Annotated in this window: 8 protein-coding genes and 6 pseudogenes; 5 read left to right on the forward strand and 9 right to left on the reverse strand. The window is 69.4% G+C overall.

What is annotated here, in order from left to right:
- The first annotated feature begins 98 nt into the window (after nucleotides 1-98).
- Together OG456_RS34285 and OG456_RS34290 are read left to right on the forward strand one after the other, a co-directional pair.
- A complete protein-coding gene (locus OG456_RS34285) occupies nucleotides 99-1,436 on the forward strand; it encodes an NtaA/DmoA family FMN-dependent monooxygenase (protein WP_266567894.1) in 1,338 nt (445 codons plus the stop codon).
- Nucleotides 1,436-1,942, forward strand: coding sequence for a flavin reductase family protein (locus OG456_RS34290; RefSeq protein WP_266567896.1), 507 nt, complete (start codon nucleotides 1,436-1,438; stop codon nucleotides 1,940-1,942). Before OG456_RS34285 ends, OG456_RS34290 begins: the two co-directional genes overlap by 1 nt.
- Nucleotides 1,943-2,399: 457 nt before the next feature.
- Here the strand turns inward: OG456_RS34290 and OG456_RS34295 are convergent, their stop codons facing one another.
- Complete coding sequence (locus OG456_RS34295) at nucleotides 2,400-3,635, reverse strand: SPASM domain-containing protein (protein ID WP_323136374.1); 1,236 nt, start codon at nucleotides 3,633-3,635, stop codon at nucleotides 2,400-2,402.
- Between OG456_RS34295 and OG456_RS34300 the strand changes: the two are divergent.
- Nucleotides 3,567-3,797, forward strand: a pseudogene (locus OG456_RS34300) (MlrC C-terminal domain-containing protein); the annotation flags it as partial. The gene OG456_RS34295 and the pseudogene OG456_RS34300 overlap by 69 nt on opposite strands.
- Before the next feature lie 7 nt (nucleotides 3,798-3,804).
- Here OG456_RS34300 and OG456_RS34305 read toward each other — a convergent pair.
- Nucleotides 3,805-4,635, reverse strand: a complete 831-nt coding sequence (locus OG456_RS34305; protein ID WP_266567898.1) for a transporter substrate-binding domain-containing protein — start codon at nucleotides 4,633-4,635, stop codon at nucleotides 3,805-3,807.
- Nucleotides 4,636-5,069: 434 nt separating this feature from the next.
- Nucleotides 5,070-6,261: pseudogene (locus OG456_RS34310) on the reverse strand (globin domain-containing protein).
- Nucleotides 6,262-6,289: 28 nt separating this feature from the next.
- Here OG456_RS34310 and OG456_RS34315 point away from each other — a divergent pair.
- Nucleotides 6,290-6,808 carry a hypothetical protein gene (locus tag OG456_RS34315; RefSeq protein ID WP_266567900.1) on the forward strand — a complete coding sequence of 173 codons (519 nt, stop codon included), beginning with the start codon at nucleotides 6,290-6,292 and terminating at the stop codon, nucleotides 6,806-6,808.
- A 24-nt stretch (nucleotides 6,809-6,832) separates the two neighbouring features.
- On the opposite strand, the pseudogene OG456_RS34320 reads toward OG456_RS34315, so the two are convergent.
- From OG456_RS34320 to OG456_RS34330, 3 genes and pseudogenes are all read right to left on the reverse strand, one after another.
- Nucleotides 6,833-6,970, reverse strand: a pseudogene (locus tag OG456_RS34320) (proline racemase family protein); the annotation flags it as partial.
- Between the two features lie 189 nt (nucleotides 6,971-7,159).
- Nucleotides 7,160-8,386, reverse strand: coding sequence for a PP2C family protein-serine/threonine phosphatase (locus OG456_RS34325; RefSeq protein ID WP_266567902.1), 1,227 nt, complete (start codon nucleotides 8,384-8,386; stop codon nucleotides 7,160-7,162).
- 694 nt (nucleotides 8,387-9,080) lie between these two features.
- A complete protein-coding gene (locus OG456_RS34330) occupies nucleotides 9,081-11,756 on the reverse strand; it encodes a SpoIIE family protein phosphatase (protein ID WP_266569523.1) in 2,676 nt (891 codons plus the stop codon).
- 344 nt (nucleotides 11,757-12,100) lie between these two features.
- Here OG456_RS34330 and OG456_RS34335 point away from each other — a divergent pair.
- Nucleotides 12,101-12,481, forward strand: a pseudogene (locus tag OG456_RS34335) (transposase); the annotation flags it as partial.
- Nucleotides 12,482-12,503: 22 nt separating this feature from the next.
- Here the strand turns inward: OG456_RS34335 and OG456_RS34340 are convergent.
- From OG456_RS34340 to OG456_RS34350, 3 genes and pseudogenes are all read right to left on the reverse strand, one after another.
- A pseudogene (locus OG456_RS34340) lies at nucleotides 12,504-13,103 on the reverse strand (alpha/beta fold hydrolase); the annotation flags it as partial.
- A gap of 47 nt (nucleotides 13,104-13,150) precedes the next feature.
- The gene (gene tnpB / locus OG456_RS34345) at nucleotides 13,151-14,647 is read right to left on the reverse strand and encodes an IS607 family element RNA-guided endonuclease TnpB (RefSeq protein WP_266567904.1); all 1,497 of its coding nucleotides are present in this window, start codon (nucleotides 14,645-14,647) and stop codon (nucleotides 13,151-13,153) included.
- A pseudogene (locus OG456_RS34350) lies at nucleotides 14,644-14,760 on the reverse strand (IS607 family transposase); the annotation flags it as partial. The gene tnpB and the pseudogene OG456_RS34350, both read right to left, overlap by 4 nt.
- Between the last annotated feature and the right edge of the window lies 1 nt (nucleotide 14,761).

Here is a 14,761-nt window from a genome sequence, read left to right on the forward strand (position 1 = left end):
GATCCCCTCTCTTTTGACAATACGGAGGAGCCCTCCGTATTGTCCAAGGTAAACGGAAGTATCCTCCGTTTTCTTGCGCTTCGTTTGAAGGGGTGGTCATGACCCGCTCTCAGATGCTCCTGGGCATGCAGTTCACCAGCGGCTACGGGGCCGAACCCGGCGCATGGCGACTGCCCGGCGTGAACCTGTCCAGCTACACCGACATGGACCAGTTCGTGCGGTACTCGCAAGCGGCCGAGCGCGGCAAGATCCAGCTGCTGTTCATCGCGGACACCCCTGTCCTGGACGTGGACCTCGAAGACCAGGCACCGCACTTCCCGATCGACCCCCTGCTGGTCCTGACCGCCATCGCGCGCGAGACCGAGCGGATCGGCCTGGTGGCCACCGCCTCCACCACCTTCAACGAGCCCTACAACCTGGCCCGCCAGTTCAAGGCCCTGGACGTGATCAGCCGCGGCCGGGCCGGCTGGAACGCGGTCACCACCTCCGACCCCGCCGCGGCGGCGAACTTTGGCCGCGAGATTCCTCCACGCGCGGAGAAGTACGAGCGCGCCCATGAGGTCGTCCAGATCGTGCAAGGGCTGTGGGGCAGCTGGGAGAAAGATGCGTGGCTGCGCGACGTGGCAGGCAAGCGGTTCGCCGACATGGACAAGATCCAGCCGGTCAACCTGCAGGGGCGTCACGTCGCCTCCCGAGGTCCGCTGCCCATCCCGCCCTCCGAGCAGGGCCAGCCAGTCGTCTTCCAGGCGGGCGGCGGCGGATACGGCCTGGAACTGGCGGGCCGGTACGCCAACGGCGTCTACGCCAACCCGATGACCATCGAGGACGGCATCGCCCAGCGCAACGCCCTGCGGGATGCCGCGAAGCGCGCCGGACGCGACCCGGACGAGGTGAAGATGCTCGCCGGCTTCATGCCGACCATCGCCGCCTCCCGACGGGCCGCACTCGACCGACGGCGCTTCCTGGACGAGTCCGTCGACCTGCGTCAGCGCGTGCGCTACCTCGGTGCAATGATCGGCCTGCCGCTCGGCTATGGGCAGATCGACGAGCCGCTGACCGCGCGCCAGCTCGCCGACGCCACGCCCAGCCCGCATGATCCGCGCTCCGCTCGTGCCCTTGAGGTGGCTCGGGAGGGTTGGGCCCTGCGCGATGTACTCGCGCACGGTGTCATCGACTACCACCCCGTTGTCGCCGGTACGGCCGCCGACGTGGCCGACCACATGCAGGAGTGGTTCGAGGCGGGCGCCGCCGACGGCTTCTCCCTGGCAATCGACGGCTACCACGACGGTGTCGACGCCTTCGTAGACCAGGTCGTCCCCCTCCTGCAGGAACGCGGCCTGTTCCACCTCGACTACGAAGGCCCCACCCTGCGTGACCACCTCGGCGCCCCCGCCCAGTACGGGCTCGACCCCCGACTCACAGAATCGGCCCAGTGATGCCCACCACCCCGACCATCGACACCCCGACCGCGCAGGCGTTCCGTAACGCGATGGCCGCTGTCGCCTCCCCGGTCGCCATCGTCACGACGATGGACGGCCACCGGCCGCACGGCACCACGGTCAGCGCCTTTGCCTCCCTGTCCCTGACACCGCCCATGGTCGTGGTGTCGCTGGACAACCGCTCCCAGCTGCTGGCGCTCATCCGCCGCACCGGCCGCTTCGGCCTCAACATCCTGGGCACGCACCAGGACGGCCTGGCCGCATCCTTCGCTCGCTCGGGACGGGACAAGTTCGACAACGTCATCTGGTCGCCGAGCGAGGATCTCCCGCGCCTGCCGGGCTCGGCGGCCTGGATAGCCGCCGAGGTCGACGAGTACGTCCGTGCTGGGGACCACACCGTCCTGCTCGCCCGCGTGGTCACCGCCGAGCAGGGCGAGGAAAGCCTGAGCCCGCTCACGTACCACCGGCGCGCTTTCGGGACCCACGCGCCGCTTCGATCCTGACTCCGCTCGGTTCGTGTCGGGACAGTGAGAGGGCATCCGTCATGGCGAATGCCCTCTCGTTTGCGTCGTGTCACCGGATGGCTGCGCTCGTGCAGCATCGCCGCTCGCGACAGCAGGGTGTGACGCCCGCCGATCGTGGAGCCCCGCTCACCTGCGACGAGATGGGGAGGGGCCCCAACCCTGACGGTGTTGTGAGCGGCCTCATGCGGGGCTGTCCACGGCGTCGGGGACACGCAGGCGGGCCACGACGTCGATGCATGCAGGCCGATCGCCGGCCTGGCCGGCGGTGAGAACGAGTGCCAACGGTCGGCAGCGGCTGTAGGCGGCGGAGAGGCTGATCTCTGTGGTCAGTTCGCCACGGGACCGGCCGCGTCTCACAAGCGCAATACCTGTGCACTCTCTCGTCGTCTGAGCCGTTGGCCCACACGGCCGCCAGCGCTGCAGGGCTGACTGCGTGTCAACGATGGTTAGCGGGCCAAGGCCCGCGGATCGGCCGTCGCGGGACCGGAACGGCTGTCCGAGTGCCGGTTTCCAGCGTGGCGTCGACGATGATGCCGTGGTCGGGCGAGAGGGAGCAGGCGGGATCGGTTCGGGCGGCGTCACCGGTCAGGGCGTAGGCCTGGCAGCGGCAGCCGCCGAAGTCCTTGCTCCGGAGGTCGCAGGTTTGGCAGGGGGAGGGCATCCACTGCGTGCCACGGAAGCGGTTGAAGGCTGGCGAGTGCTTCCAGAGCCAAGACAGGGGTTGGTCGAAGGCGTTCGGGGCGTCGAGGTCTGGGAGAGAGGCTGCGGCAGGACAGGGAAGCGCGGTGCCGTCGGGGGCGATGGTGAGGGACACTGCGCCCCAGCCCCCCATGCACGGCTTCGGCTTACCGGAGAAGTAGTCCGGCTCCACCCAGGTGATGTCGATGGCGCCGTCGAGACTCTTGCGCCAGCTGTCAATGACCGTGTTGGCATGGGTGAGTTGATCGCGCGTGGGCATGAGAGTTGCGCGGTTGAGCAGTCCCCATCCGTAGAATTGGGCGTTGGCCAGCTCGATCCGGTCCGCCTGCCAGTCCACGGCGAGTTGCATGATGGCGTCGATCGCGTCGAGATTTTCGTGATGCAGCACGACGTTGAGGCCCAGAGGCAGACCGCGCTCCTTGATGAGCCGCGCCGCCGCCTTCTTATCCTCGAATGAGGGATGGCCGGCGATCTTGTCGGAGCTGGCTGGGTCGGAGTGCTGGACGGAGAGCTGCACGCTGTGCAGGCCGGATGCAGTGAGTGCTGTGAGGCGTTCGGGTATGAGGTCGAAGCGTGGAGTCGGATGAGGTTGAGGGCGCTGGTGGTGTGGTCGAGGTGGGTCTTGGCAAAGGGTGCGGTAGCGTGCTCGGCGCAGGCCGGTGGTGTGGGTGGCCTGGCGGATGGCGCCCTCGATCCCGGCGCGGAGCCCATAGTAGCGTTGCCAGGTTCCGCCCTGTTGCTGGGCGCGGGCGGTGCGGATGGCCTCGGTGAGCTCACGGGGGTAGAGGCTGAGCTGGCGGCCCTTTTGGACGACGTCGTTCCAGGTGGCGCTGGTCTTTCCGGTCGGACAGACGGCTCGCCGTTCCACACCCTCGCCGACTTCAGAGGCCCGGCCGAGGGCGGGCTCGGCATCGACCCGCGCACGTACGACCTGGTCGTCGTCAAGCTCGGCTACCTGGAGAGGGAGTTGCACGATATGGCCGCCGATTGGCTGCTCGCGCTCACGCCCGGCGGCTTCGACCAGGACCTGCTGCGCCTGGGCCACCACCGGGTGGAGCGCCCGCTGTACCCGTTCGACGAGGAGGCCTACGAGGCCGGGACGGACGGCCCCGACCTCACGCCGGTCCTCCTCTAGCGGCGGCTCAACCCATCCACTGTGCCTCGTACTTGGCGTACGTCCCGTCGTGCGTTGCCAGATGCACGAACTGGGTCACGTACTCCTGGAAGTCCCGGTCGCCGCGCGGCGTCGCATACGCCTTCTCCGCGAACGTGAACGGCTTGTCGGGGTGGATCGAGCACAGCTCGGGGTGGAGCTTGGACTGGTAGAGCGTCTCGCTCGCGTCGGTCATCATCACGTCCGCCCGGCCCGCCACGATCTCGTCGAAGATCGTGGTGTTGTCCGGGTGGACCTTGATGGTGGCCTGCTTGATGTTGGCGCGGGCGAACTGCTCGTTCGTGCCACCCGGGTTGACGATCACCGTCGTCCCGGCCTGGTCGATGTCCTTGAGCGTCTGGTACTTGTTCTTGTCCGCGCAGCGCACGATCGGCGTCTTGCCATCCTCGCGGGTCGGCTCGCTGAAGTACACCTGGCGGGCGCGGGGCAGGGTGATCGAGACGCCGCCGACGCCGATGTCGCACTTCCCGGCCGACAGGTCCGTCGTCAGGTTCGCCCACGTGGTGTCCACGAAGCGGGCCTTGGCGTCCAGGCTCTTCGCGAGGTCCTGAGCCATGTCGATGTCGATGCCGCTGTACGAACCGTCCTTCGGGTCCTTGTACGTGAACGGCCGGTAGTCGCCCGTGGTGCACACGCGCAGCACCCCCGACTTCGGCACGGCGTCCAGCAGGCTCTCCTGCTGCTTCTTCGCGGGCCGGTTCGCCGCTGTGGGCGCGGCCGGCGCGGCGGCGGTCAGGGCCAGCAGGCAGACCAGGGCGGACAGGGTGGCGGCACGTTGCTTGGACGCGCGGCGGCTCATCGCGGCTCCTCGGCAAGAGATCGGTGCAGGGTGAAGAGATCACTCAGGGGCACACCCTGACAGAAGAGTTCGCGCAGGTGAAGAAGGTGTCCACGGGTCGGGAACGGGGAGCAGCGGCGGCAGAATGACGCGCATGACACACCTGCACGCACCGTTCGGCCCCTGGCAACCGGCACCGCTGACCGAGGTCGTGGCGCGGTTCGAAGGGCTCGGCGTGCCCTGGTGGGTGGCCGGAGGGTACGCGATCGAGCTGGCGGCCGGCCGACGGCTGCGCGCTCCACCACAAGGCCAAGGCCCCCGGCCCAAGGGCGAACTGGACTTCGGAGCGGCGCTGCCGGCCCTCATCCCGGGGCAGCGCCACTGGCTCGGCGACGCGCTCGCCACGACGTACAGGGACGACCATCCCTGGATGGGCGGCTGCGCGGCTGACCTGTTCACGCCGAGGCGAGCCACAGTTCGGGGCCGAACACCTCGTAGTGGATGTCGGCCGCCGCCACACCCTTACCGAGCAGCTGCTCGCGCACCGCGCGCATGAAGGGCAGGGGGCCGCAGAGGTAGGCGCGGGTGCCGGGGGCGACCGACACGTCGGTGAGGTCGGCCCTGCCGGTGCGGCGGCGCGAACCGGGCTCCTCGTACCAGAAGTAGCTTGTGGCGTCCGGGAGTTAGGCGGCGAGCGCCTCGTGCGCGGCGCGCAGCGCGTGCGTGCCGGGGGAGCGGTCGGCGTGCACGAGGTGACGGGACCCTCGTGCCGCGCGTCCACCAGCTCTTCCAGCACGGCCAGCACCGGGGTGCAGCCGATGCCCGCGGAGGCGAGCAGCAGGGGCGCGCCGTCGGCCGCCAGGACGAGGCCGCCGTACGGGGCCGAGACCCGCAGCAGGTCGCCCTCGCGCACATGCCCGTGCAGATGCCGCGAGACCTCGCCGTCGGGCGTCGTGCCCGTCCCGCGCACCCGCTTCACCGTGATCGAGCGGGTCGCCGCGGAGGGCGCCCCCGTCAGGCCGTACTCGCGTATCTGCCGGGCGCCGTGGGCAAGTTCGACCTGTACGGACACGCACTGTCCCGCGCGGAATGCGAGGGTCGGGCGGCCGTCGGCCGGACGCAGCAGGGGCGACGCGACGTCAGGCGTCTCCTCGGCGCGGGACACGACCTCCCACTCCTGCCACCCGTCCCCGCCGACCGCGCCCCGTTCCGTGTAGAGGCGCTCCTCGATGGTGACGAGGGCGTTCGCCATCAGCCAGTACACCTCGTCCCAGGCGCTGGCATCTCCGGCGTGACCGCGTCGCCGAGCACCTGGGCGATGGCCGCGAAGAGGTGCCGGTGCACCACGGGGTACTGGTCGGGGCGCACGCCGAGGGGGCGTACTTGTGCACGATGCGTAGGAGCATCACGTCGGGCCGGTCGTGCGGGTGCTCCGCTCCACCAGATACGTGGCGAACGCGGCGATGGAACCGCGAGGGCCTGGCGCTGGGTGCTGGCCGCCTGGTTGCCGCGGTTGAACAGGTCGCGCAGCAATTCGGGGTGGGCGGCGAACAGCTGCTCGTAGAACAGCCCGCTGATGTCCTCGATGGCGGCACCGACGGCGGGGAGGGTGGCGCGGACGACGGCGACCGACTGGGTGGCGAGCATCGGCGGGACTCCTTAATTGGATTCGTGTTTGAGCGTGTGGGTGGTGCGCAGATACGGGCTCGAGTTCGCCAAGGCCCTCCAACTGCTCACTGAAGGACAGGAGTTCGGGCCCGGCGGTGCGCTGTGTCGGGCCGCCCTTGCCCTCGCCCTCGCCCGTACGGACCCGGAGGCCGCGCAAGGCGTGGTGCTCCCGCGGAACGGGGCGTCCGTGGCGCACGACGCCTGGGCCGAGGCCTGGCGGAGTCACGCACAGGCGGAGCCGCTGCGCCGGGAGGGCGGCGGCCCGCTGGAGGTCGCGGCGGAGGAGGCGAGGTGGGCCCTGCGCGCCCACGACGACGCGGCGGCCGCCGCGTGCACCGCCGAACTGGCGGCGGACATCGCGGCGGCCTGCGGCCGCACGGCTCTCGCGGTCGAACTGCTGTGCAGTGGCGATGCGTTGCGCGACGGTCACCGCAGCGGCGCCGCCTACTGCGCACCGGTGCCCCGCCGCTGCGAGACGGCGCTGCGCGACGTCGTCGGGGCCGAGGCCGAGCGCACTACCGCGTGACGCCAGGCGCGTGGCCAGCACGGGTCAGAGCAGAAAACCCGCGGGGAATGGGTCGGTCGGGTCGAGACGGAACTGCGAGGTCCCGGTGACCCAGGCTCGGCCGGTGATGGACGGCAGCACCGCGGGGTGCGTCCCGACCGTCGTCTCGCCCAGCACGACCCCCGCCCCACGACCACCCTGATGCCCCCAGAGCCACACGTTCAGGCGACAGCAACACGGACACCAGCCCACATGCCGCCCTCTTAGCGATCAGACGGCTCGAAATGTCGATGCGAACTGACAACGCTGGGCACCGGGTCGTCGTCCGCGTGGGCGGCGCTGGCCGGTGCGGATTCGGTTGACGTCGAGTGATCAGTCAAGGTCCGCGAGGTGGTCGGCGGCGCCCCCGTGCCACTCGATCATGAACAGGGTGGCGTCGTCGCTGGTGTGCCCGCCCCGTTCCGCCTTCAGCGTGTGAGAGAGCCAAGTCAGATCCGCCCGCACCCCGCCTGACGACTCCTCCGCCAGGCGGTCGACGCACTGGATGAGACGCTCCTCACCGAACGGCTCCTCGCCGGCGACGTGTTCCTCGATGATGCCGTCGGTGTAGCACAGCACCCGGTCGCCCGGCTGGAGCATGTGCTGTCTGATCCGGGGCTGCTCACCGCCGAAGCCGACGGGCAGTGTTGTTGCGCTCTCCAGCTGCCGCACGACCCGGCCACCGCGGATCAGCAGCGGCGCGGGGTGGCCCGCGTTGACCAGCTCCATCTCACCGGTGGCGATGTTGAGGTGCATCAGCTGCGCCGTGACGAAGTGGTCGGGCCCGAACTGCCGGGAGATGGCATCGTCCATGTACCCGTACTTCTCCTCCAGGCTGACGAACACGCGCCGGGCGTGCCGGTAGGCGCCGATGGCGACGGTCGCCATCACGGCGGCGTCCAGGCCGTGACCCATCGCGTCGATCACGGCCGCGTGCAGGATGTTTTCGTTGAGGGCGTAATCGAAGCTGTCGCCGGCGACGCGGTAGGCGGGCTCCAGGATGCCGGCCACCGCGACCTGCGAAACGGTCATCGTCAACGGCGGCAGCAGGCTCCACTGGATCTCCGCGGACACGCTCATCGGCTCCCGGCGCCGGGCCAGGAAGAACTGGTCGGTGTAGGAGTTCTTGGTGATCAGCATGTCGGCGACCAGGCCGGCGAGCCGGCGCAGCAGCCGCCGGTCGTCGTCGCTGACAGTATCCAGGGTCAAGGCCATCACACCGACCTGGTCGCTGCCGTCCAGCAGCGGCAGGTACATCCGCACGCCGCCCTGGGCCTGCGGCACCTCGACGACATCCGCGCGCAGGAACGCCCGGCCGGCGGGGGAACCGACCACCGGCTGGGGCTGGCCGACGTGCAGCTTCCTGCCCGGCAGCGGCACCAGCAACTCCTGCGCGTAGTCCTGGAGCAGGATGGAGACGTCACGGCCGCCAAACCTGACCACCTCCTCCGCGATCAGCGGAGCGATCAACTGCGGCGGCATCAGCCGTGCCCTGTCCAGCAGCACGCCGAGCAGCCGCTCGCCGAAACCCTCCGACCGGTCCACGCTCTCCTCAGCCATGACCCGTCTCGCCACCTCCTCCCGCCACCCATGCCGCTCACCGCCTTCACACAAGATGACCTGGAAAGCCGCCTGCGCGGCCTATTACGCCATGTGCGGCATGTCAGATGTCACCACACGCTGTCACGGTGATCGCGGCCCCAGGGACGCACTCAGCCTGTGGCACTGCCTCACCGCTTAATCCTGAGCATTACTTCAAAGGATCCACACCCAACTGCATTCGCCTCGGGCGCGAACACTCGAACTCCACTTGGGACCGGCATTCCCTCACGCTCGCTTCCGATGTCAGCAGCGATGGCCAGCGCGCCCAGAGCGTCGTCGATGGCACTGACGACCAGCGCGCTCAGGAGCCGGCCCTTGCTCCAAGCGGCCGCAACGACGAAAAGCACGGCCTTTGGCAGGCGTCGGGCGAGCCGGTGAGGTGAGTCAAAGGCGGGAGCGCATCGGCACACCGCGCGTTCACGCCGTCGTGTGTCGAGGCGGGGGATCTGCCCCGGATCGGCGATCGGCTCCAGCAAGGGGTGCAGCGGGCGGGCGTTCGCGATGCCCTGATGGGGCCGATGGGAGTTGTTTTGCCGCACCGCTGATCAGAGCGATCGATGTGTTGCCACTACACACTGACAGGGGCGGCGTCATCCGCCGCCCCGCTCTCGGCCACTGGTTCCTTCTGGAGCGCCGCTGCGTTCCCGTGCGTTCAGAGGGTGGGATCGTCGAACTGGTCGAGAAGGGCGTCGGTGAGTGTGTCGCTCATCGAGGCAGCGGCAGCATTGTGTAGTGACAGTTCAGCCCAGATGACTTTGCCACCCGATGTGTATCGCGTGCCCCACCGCTGGGCGAGCTGCGCCACCAAGAACAGCCCACGTCCACCCTCGTCCGTTGTCGCTGCCCTCCGCACATGTGGAGAGGTGCTGGACCCGTCCGACACCTCGCAGGTCAGGCTGCGTTGGTGCAGCAGCCGCACCTTGATGGGTGGCGAGCCGTATCGGATCGCATTGGTGATCAGCTCGCTGAGAATGAGTTCAGTGGTGAACCCGATGCCCTCCAGGCCCCACGCTTGCAGTTGCGCCCCACACTCCGCACGTACCGGGGCCACCGCCGCCGGATCCGGCAACACCTCCCAGTGCGCCACCCTCGAAGGCTCGAGCAACCGGGTGCGCGCCACCAGCAGCGCGATGTCATCGGCCGGGTGCGCCGGCAGCATCGCGTCGATCGCCGCCTGACACGTCTCCTCCGGAGTGCGCCCCGCCCCCTCCAGCGCCCCGCGCAGCAGGTCCAGTCCGGTGTCGATGTCCCGATCGCGGTTCTCGATCAGCCCGTCGGTATACAGCACAAGTCGTGAGTTCTCGGGCAAGTGCAGCTCGGTGGCCTCAAAGGGGTGGCTGCCCAGGCCGAGAGGTGGCGAAGCAGGCACTTCCGGATAGGCGACGGTCCCGTCCGGATGCACCACCGCCGGGCCCAGGTGTCCTGCTCGCGCCGTCGTGCACACTCCCGTGACCGAGTCGTAGATCGCGTACAGGCAGGTCGCCCCCGTGACCGATTCGGCGTGGCTCTGCGGGCCGCCGCCGTTGCCCTCGTCACTGTCGATGCGGCTGACCAAGTCGTCCAAATGCCCGAGCAGTTCGTCCGGCGGCAGGTCCAGGGCGGAGAAATTGTGTACCGCCGTGCGCAGGCGCCCCATCGTCGCGGCCGCGTGCAATCCGTGGCCGACCACGTCGCCGACCACCAGCGCCACCCGGGCGCCCGGCAGCGGGATGACGTCGAACCAGTCCCCGGCCACCCCGGCTTCAGCGGGCAGGTACCGCCAGGCCACATCCAATGCGTCCTGCTCCGGTACCCCCTGCGGCAGCAGACTTCGCTGCAGGGTCACCGCCATCGAGTGCTCACGGGTGAAGCGGCGGGCGTTGTCGATGGCCACCGCGGCCCTCGCCGCCAGCTCCTCCGCGAAGGAGAGGTCTTCTTCCTTGAACGGCGGCGAATCCCCCCTGCGCCAGAAATTCGTCGTACCCAGCACCACACCACGCGCCTGGAGAGGCGCCGTCAGCAGCGAATGCACCCCACGCTCCAGGGCCATACTGGCCCCGTCAGGGTCCTGCTCCCGCCACCCCCAGGCCTGTCGCAGGTCGCCCTCCAGCACTGCCCGCCCTGCTTCCAGGGCCCGCGCCTGCGGAGCCGCCGGCGAGTAGGTGATCAGCTCTCCGACCGGGTAGACCCCCTCCCGTTCCTGATACCCCACGCTGATTGCGGTACGGCGCATACCCGCCGTCCTGGTCGGCTCCCCGCCCCTCTCCACCGACTCCAGCAGATCGACGGTGACGATGTCGGCAAACCGCGGGGTCGCCACATCCGCCAGTTCCTGCGCGGTGCGCGCCACGTCCAGCGTGGTACCGATCCGCACCCCCGCGTCGTACAGGAGCGTCAGCCGCTCCCGCGTCACCGCCGCCCGTCCGGTGACCGCTGCCAGCTCTGTGGTGTCCCGCAACGTCACCACCCAGCCGGCCGGACCGCCGTACGGGGCAGTGGGCCGCATACTGACCGCCAGCAGGCGGTCCCCCGCGCGATGCACCTCATCTGTGGTCGGCTCACCCGACGCCAGCAGCCGCGCCATATCCGCATCCAACGGCAGTTCTGCCACCTGCCGCTGTTCCGCATCCGCCGGCAGCTCCAGCAGCCGCCGCGCCTCGTCGTTGGCCAGCATCAGCCGTGCGTCGGCACCGATGATCAGGACCCCCTCCCGGACCGCGTGCAGCACCGCGTGATGGTGTTCGTACATCCGCGTCATCTCCGCCGGGCCCAGACCGTGCGTCTGCCCATGCAATCGCCTGGCCACCAGTGCCGTCCCGAGGGTGGACAAGGCGAGCGCGGCCGCCCCGGCACCGAAAATGATCGGCATTTGCCTGGCCCACAGCGTGGTTACCCTGTGGACCTTGATTCCGGCGGACACCAGGCCGACGACCGAGCCGCGGTCATCGGTCACCGGTACCACCGCCTGGATGACCGGCCCGCTGCCCTCGGGCACGGGCAGTCCGCGGGCCCGCTCGATGGTGGTACGGCCTTCCAAGGACGGTTTGATGGTGCCGATGAACTTCTCCCCGATCCGTCGCGGGTCTGGGTGCGTATAGCGAATTCCGTTAATGTCCATGACAACGATGAAGTTCACGCCTGCCCTCTTACGGGCTGCTTCGGCACGCGGCTGCAGCACGGCCGTCGGATCCCCGCTGTTCAAGGCCTGGACTGTGCCCGGGGCGTTCGCGAACGTCTCCGCTGCGGTCAGCGCCTGGCGTGCTGCCTCCCGCGTACTGTCGCGACCCGCCTGGAGCACCAAGGCCGTCACCGCGGCCGCCACCAGCAGCACCACGATCACGATCTGCATGACGAACACTTGCCCGGCGGCGGTGCGCAGGTTCAGCAAAGAGCGCAGCCACGAGCCCGCGGACTCACCTCGCTCACGCGCGAGGCCAGCGAAGAGACGATGCGACTCATGACGCTTTAGGCCAAGAAATCCCTTCATAACCCTGTCTTAGCACCTTTACGTTCCCGAGGGTGGGCGCCTTGTCCCGCGTGAAAACCCGGGGTCGGGCCGCCGAGCAGGTATGTCGCGCCTTGGCTCTGGCGGGCGCGTCGCGGTCACGCGGACTGCTGGTACTCATTGATCCGGCCGCCGCGCGGCTGAGTGCGACGGATGCGACCGGCCAGCGTGATGGCCGCGGCCAGCTTGCCAACCGCCACGACTCTCCGCTGCTCGCCCCGACTCTGGACCGTCCGGAGGGCCTCGGCCCGCTGCCCGACATCATCACCGTGCACCTGGACGCCCACTACGACTCGGACACCACCCGCGCTCTGCTCAGCGAACGCGGCCTGCACGGACGCATCGCGCACAAGGGGGAGAAGGCGCCCATTCAGGCCAGTCGGCGTTGGCACGTCGAACGCACACACGCGTGGCAGAACGCCTTTCACCGTCTCGCCCGGTGCTACGAGCGTCGCGTCACTGGCATTGATGCCTACTTCGACCTCGCTGACACAACCATCACTGTGCGCAGCCCGATCTGGCGGTCTTGGACAACTCACCGCTGGGACGAACGCCCGAACCGCCGACCGAGATCCGTCGGCCCCGCTCCAGTCACTTCGGCAGATCGGTGGAGAGGAAGGGAGCAAGGAGCGCGAACAACGCGTCGGGGCGGTCGAGGGGGATGATGTGGCCGCAGTCCTGGAGATGGTGTCCGACCAGGTCATCGGCGATGGGACGGAGTTGGCGTTCGAGCCCGGTGCCGACGGGGTGAGAGCCGACGGCCATGGTGGGCATGGTCAGCCGAGCCGTCGCGACGGCGTCCTGGATCTGCTGCGCGCTAGTAGGCAGGGCCCGGTAGTAGGAGAACGCGCAGCGCAGGGCCTCACCCCCGGTGTACGCGTGGACGAAGGCCGCACGGATGTCGTCGGGTACTCCTCGCCCGAGCGTCCCCGAGTCCAGGAACCAGTCGATGTACGGGGCCTCGTTGCCGGCCAGGACGGTCTCGGCGAGGCCGGGGACGGCGTGGAAGCCGAACCACCACGGGGCACCGCCCGCGAAGACGTGCTCTGCTCCGGGCAGGCGGCCGAGCAGTGCCTCCATCACGACCAGGCGCCGGACGAGGCCGGGTCGGCGCAGCGCGAGCAGGACGGCGGGGGCGGTGCCCGCGTCGATGCCGACCACCGCTGCCGAAGGCTCGCCGAGTGCGTCGAGCTTGGGGGTGCCTGCGTCGTAACCGTTGCTCAGAGCGTCAGTAGCTCTCAGCATTCCGGGCATTGCGGCCCGGAAGGTCCGTCACGTCGCCAAAGCGTGAAGGCTTCGGCTTGGGGACGGTCTCTCGTTTCCGTCTGCCACTGGTGCGGCAGGGTTGCGCCACCTGCCCGCCCCGTCCTGGCCGTGCGGCCGGGACGGGTGGCGCGGGTCTTACGGTCGGCTCCACGAGGCTTTGACGCCGCCGGGGCGGTGTCCTGGTCTCCGGCCACTCCGGTACCAGTTACTGCGGCTGCCGCGAGGGCTGCGAGGTTGAGTGCGGCGTTTTCGTCCCGGTCGATGACCAGGCCGCAGGCGTCGCATATGTAGGTTCGAACGTGCAGCGGCAGCTTGGCTTTCACTGCGCCGCACTCGGAACAGGTCTTGGAGGATGGGTACCAGCGGTCGGCGACCACGAGGTGGGTGGCGTGGCGCTGGCGGGTCTTGTACTCGACCTGGCGGCGGATCTCGCCGCACCCGGCGTCGGCGATCCGGCGGGCCAGGCGCCGGTTGCGGAGCATGCCGGCGACGTTGAGGTCTTCGACGACGACGGTGCCGTACTCGGCCGCAATGCTCGTGGTGAGCTTGTGCAGGGCGTCGGCGCGGAGGTTCGCCACCCGGTGGTGAACCCGATTGCGGGCGGCGTTGGCCTTCTCCCACCGCTTCGAGGGCTTGTGCCCCATACGCCGGTCGGGTCCCTGGCGTCGGGAGACCGTGCGAGAGGCGTGGCGCAACTGCTTCAGCGCAGTGTCCAGGTGCCTCGGATTGGCCACTTCGCGGATCTCTTTGGCACTGTCGGCCATCGCCGCGAGGGTCTTCACACCGAGGTCGATGCCGATCGCCACGCCGGGCCGGGCGACGCGCACCAGGTCGCGCTTCACCTCGGTCTGCAACGACACGAACCAGCGCCCGCGCTCGTGCCGGACGGTCGCCGACAGGATCCGGGCCGTCCCGGCCTGAATGCGTGCGAGGAGTTTCACCGTGGGCTCGTGGGTGCGCAGTGTGCCGAGCCGGGGCAGCGTGACGTGCCGGCCGTCGGCGTCGGCACGGGTGGTGCCGGTGGTGAACCGGCAGGAGGGGCGCGCCTTCCGCTTCGACTTGAAACGCGGGATTCCCATCGCGCGGCCACGGCGTTGGCCCTGCCTGGACCTGGCGTAGTTGTCGAACGCAGCGGCGGCGTTCGCCAGGCCGGTGTTGTACGCCTCTTTGGAGTTGTCCTGCCACCAGGCGGCGAACCTCGGGTCGGTGTGCTTGGCCGCGTTGAACGCCTTGCGCAGCGCGGGCAGCGACCACGGCCGCCACTGGGTCAACTGCTCCTGCGGGATGCCGTAGGTGGATTCGGCCTTGCGCTGCCACCACGACGCCTCGATCCAGGCAACCGCCCAGTTGTAGGCGGCCCGTGCCGCACCGCAGTGCGAGTGCAGTGCCCGCTCCTGGACAGCGTTCGGGTCCAGGGCGAACCGGTACGCCTTGACCACGAACCCGGGCTGCGGCCGGAACTTCTTCACTCGGCGGCCTCACCGGTCGCCACGGCCACCGCGCGGGCGGCCCGGTTCTTCGCCCCCCGCCGCCCGTACAGGCGCGCGCACATCGACGTCAGCACTTCGGTGACGTCGCGCACC

Source organism: Streptomyces sp. NBC_01446 (assembly GCF_026340095.1).
Lineage (GTDB): Bacteria > Actinomycetota > Actinomycetes > Streptomycetales > Streptomycetaceae > Streptomyces > Streptomyces aureus.

Coding starts and splice junctions, on each gene's coding strand:
- OG456_RS34325 (WP_266567902.1), bottom strand. CDS start 8,386: ATGGCTGAGGAGAGCGTGGACCGGTCGGAGGGTTTCGGCGAGCGGCTG.
- OG456_RS34285 (WP_266567894.1), top strand. CDS start 99: ATGACCCGCTCTCAGATGCTCCTGGGCATGCAGTTCACCAGCGGCTAC.
- OG456_RS34290 (WP_266567896.1), top strand. CDS start 1,436: ATGCCCACCACCCCGACCATCGACACCCCGACCGCGCAGGCGTTCCGT.
- OG456_RS34305 (WP_266567898.1), bottom strand. CDS start 4,635: ATGAGCCGCCGCGCGTCCAAGCAACGTGCCGCCACCCTGTCCGCCCTG.
- OG456_RS34330 (WP_266569523.1), bottom strand. CDS start 11,756: ATGCAGATCGTGATCGTGGTGCTGCTGGTGGCGGCCGCGGTGACGGCC.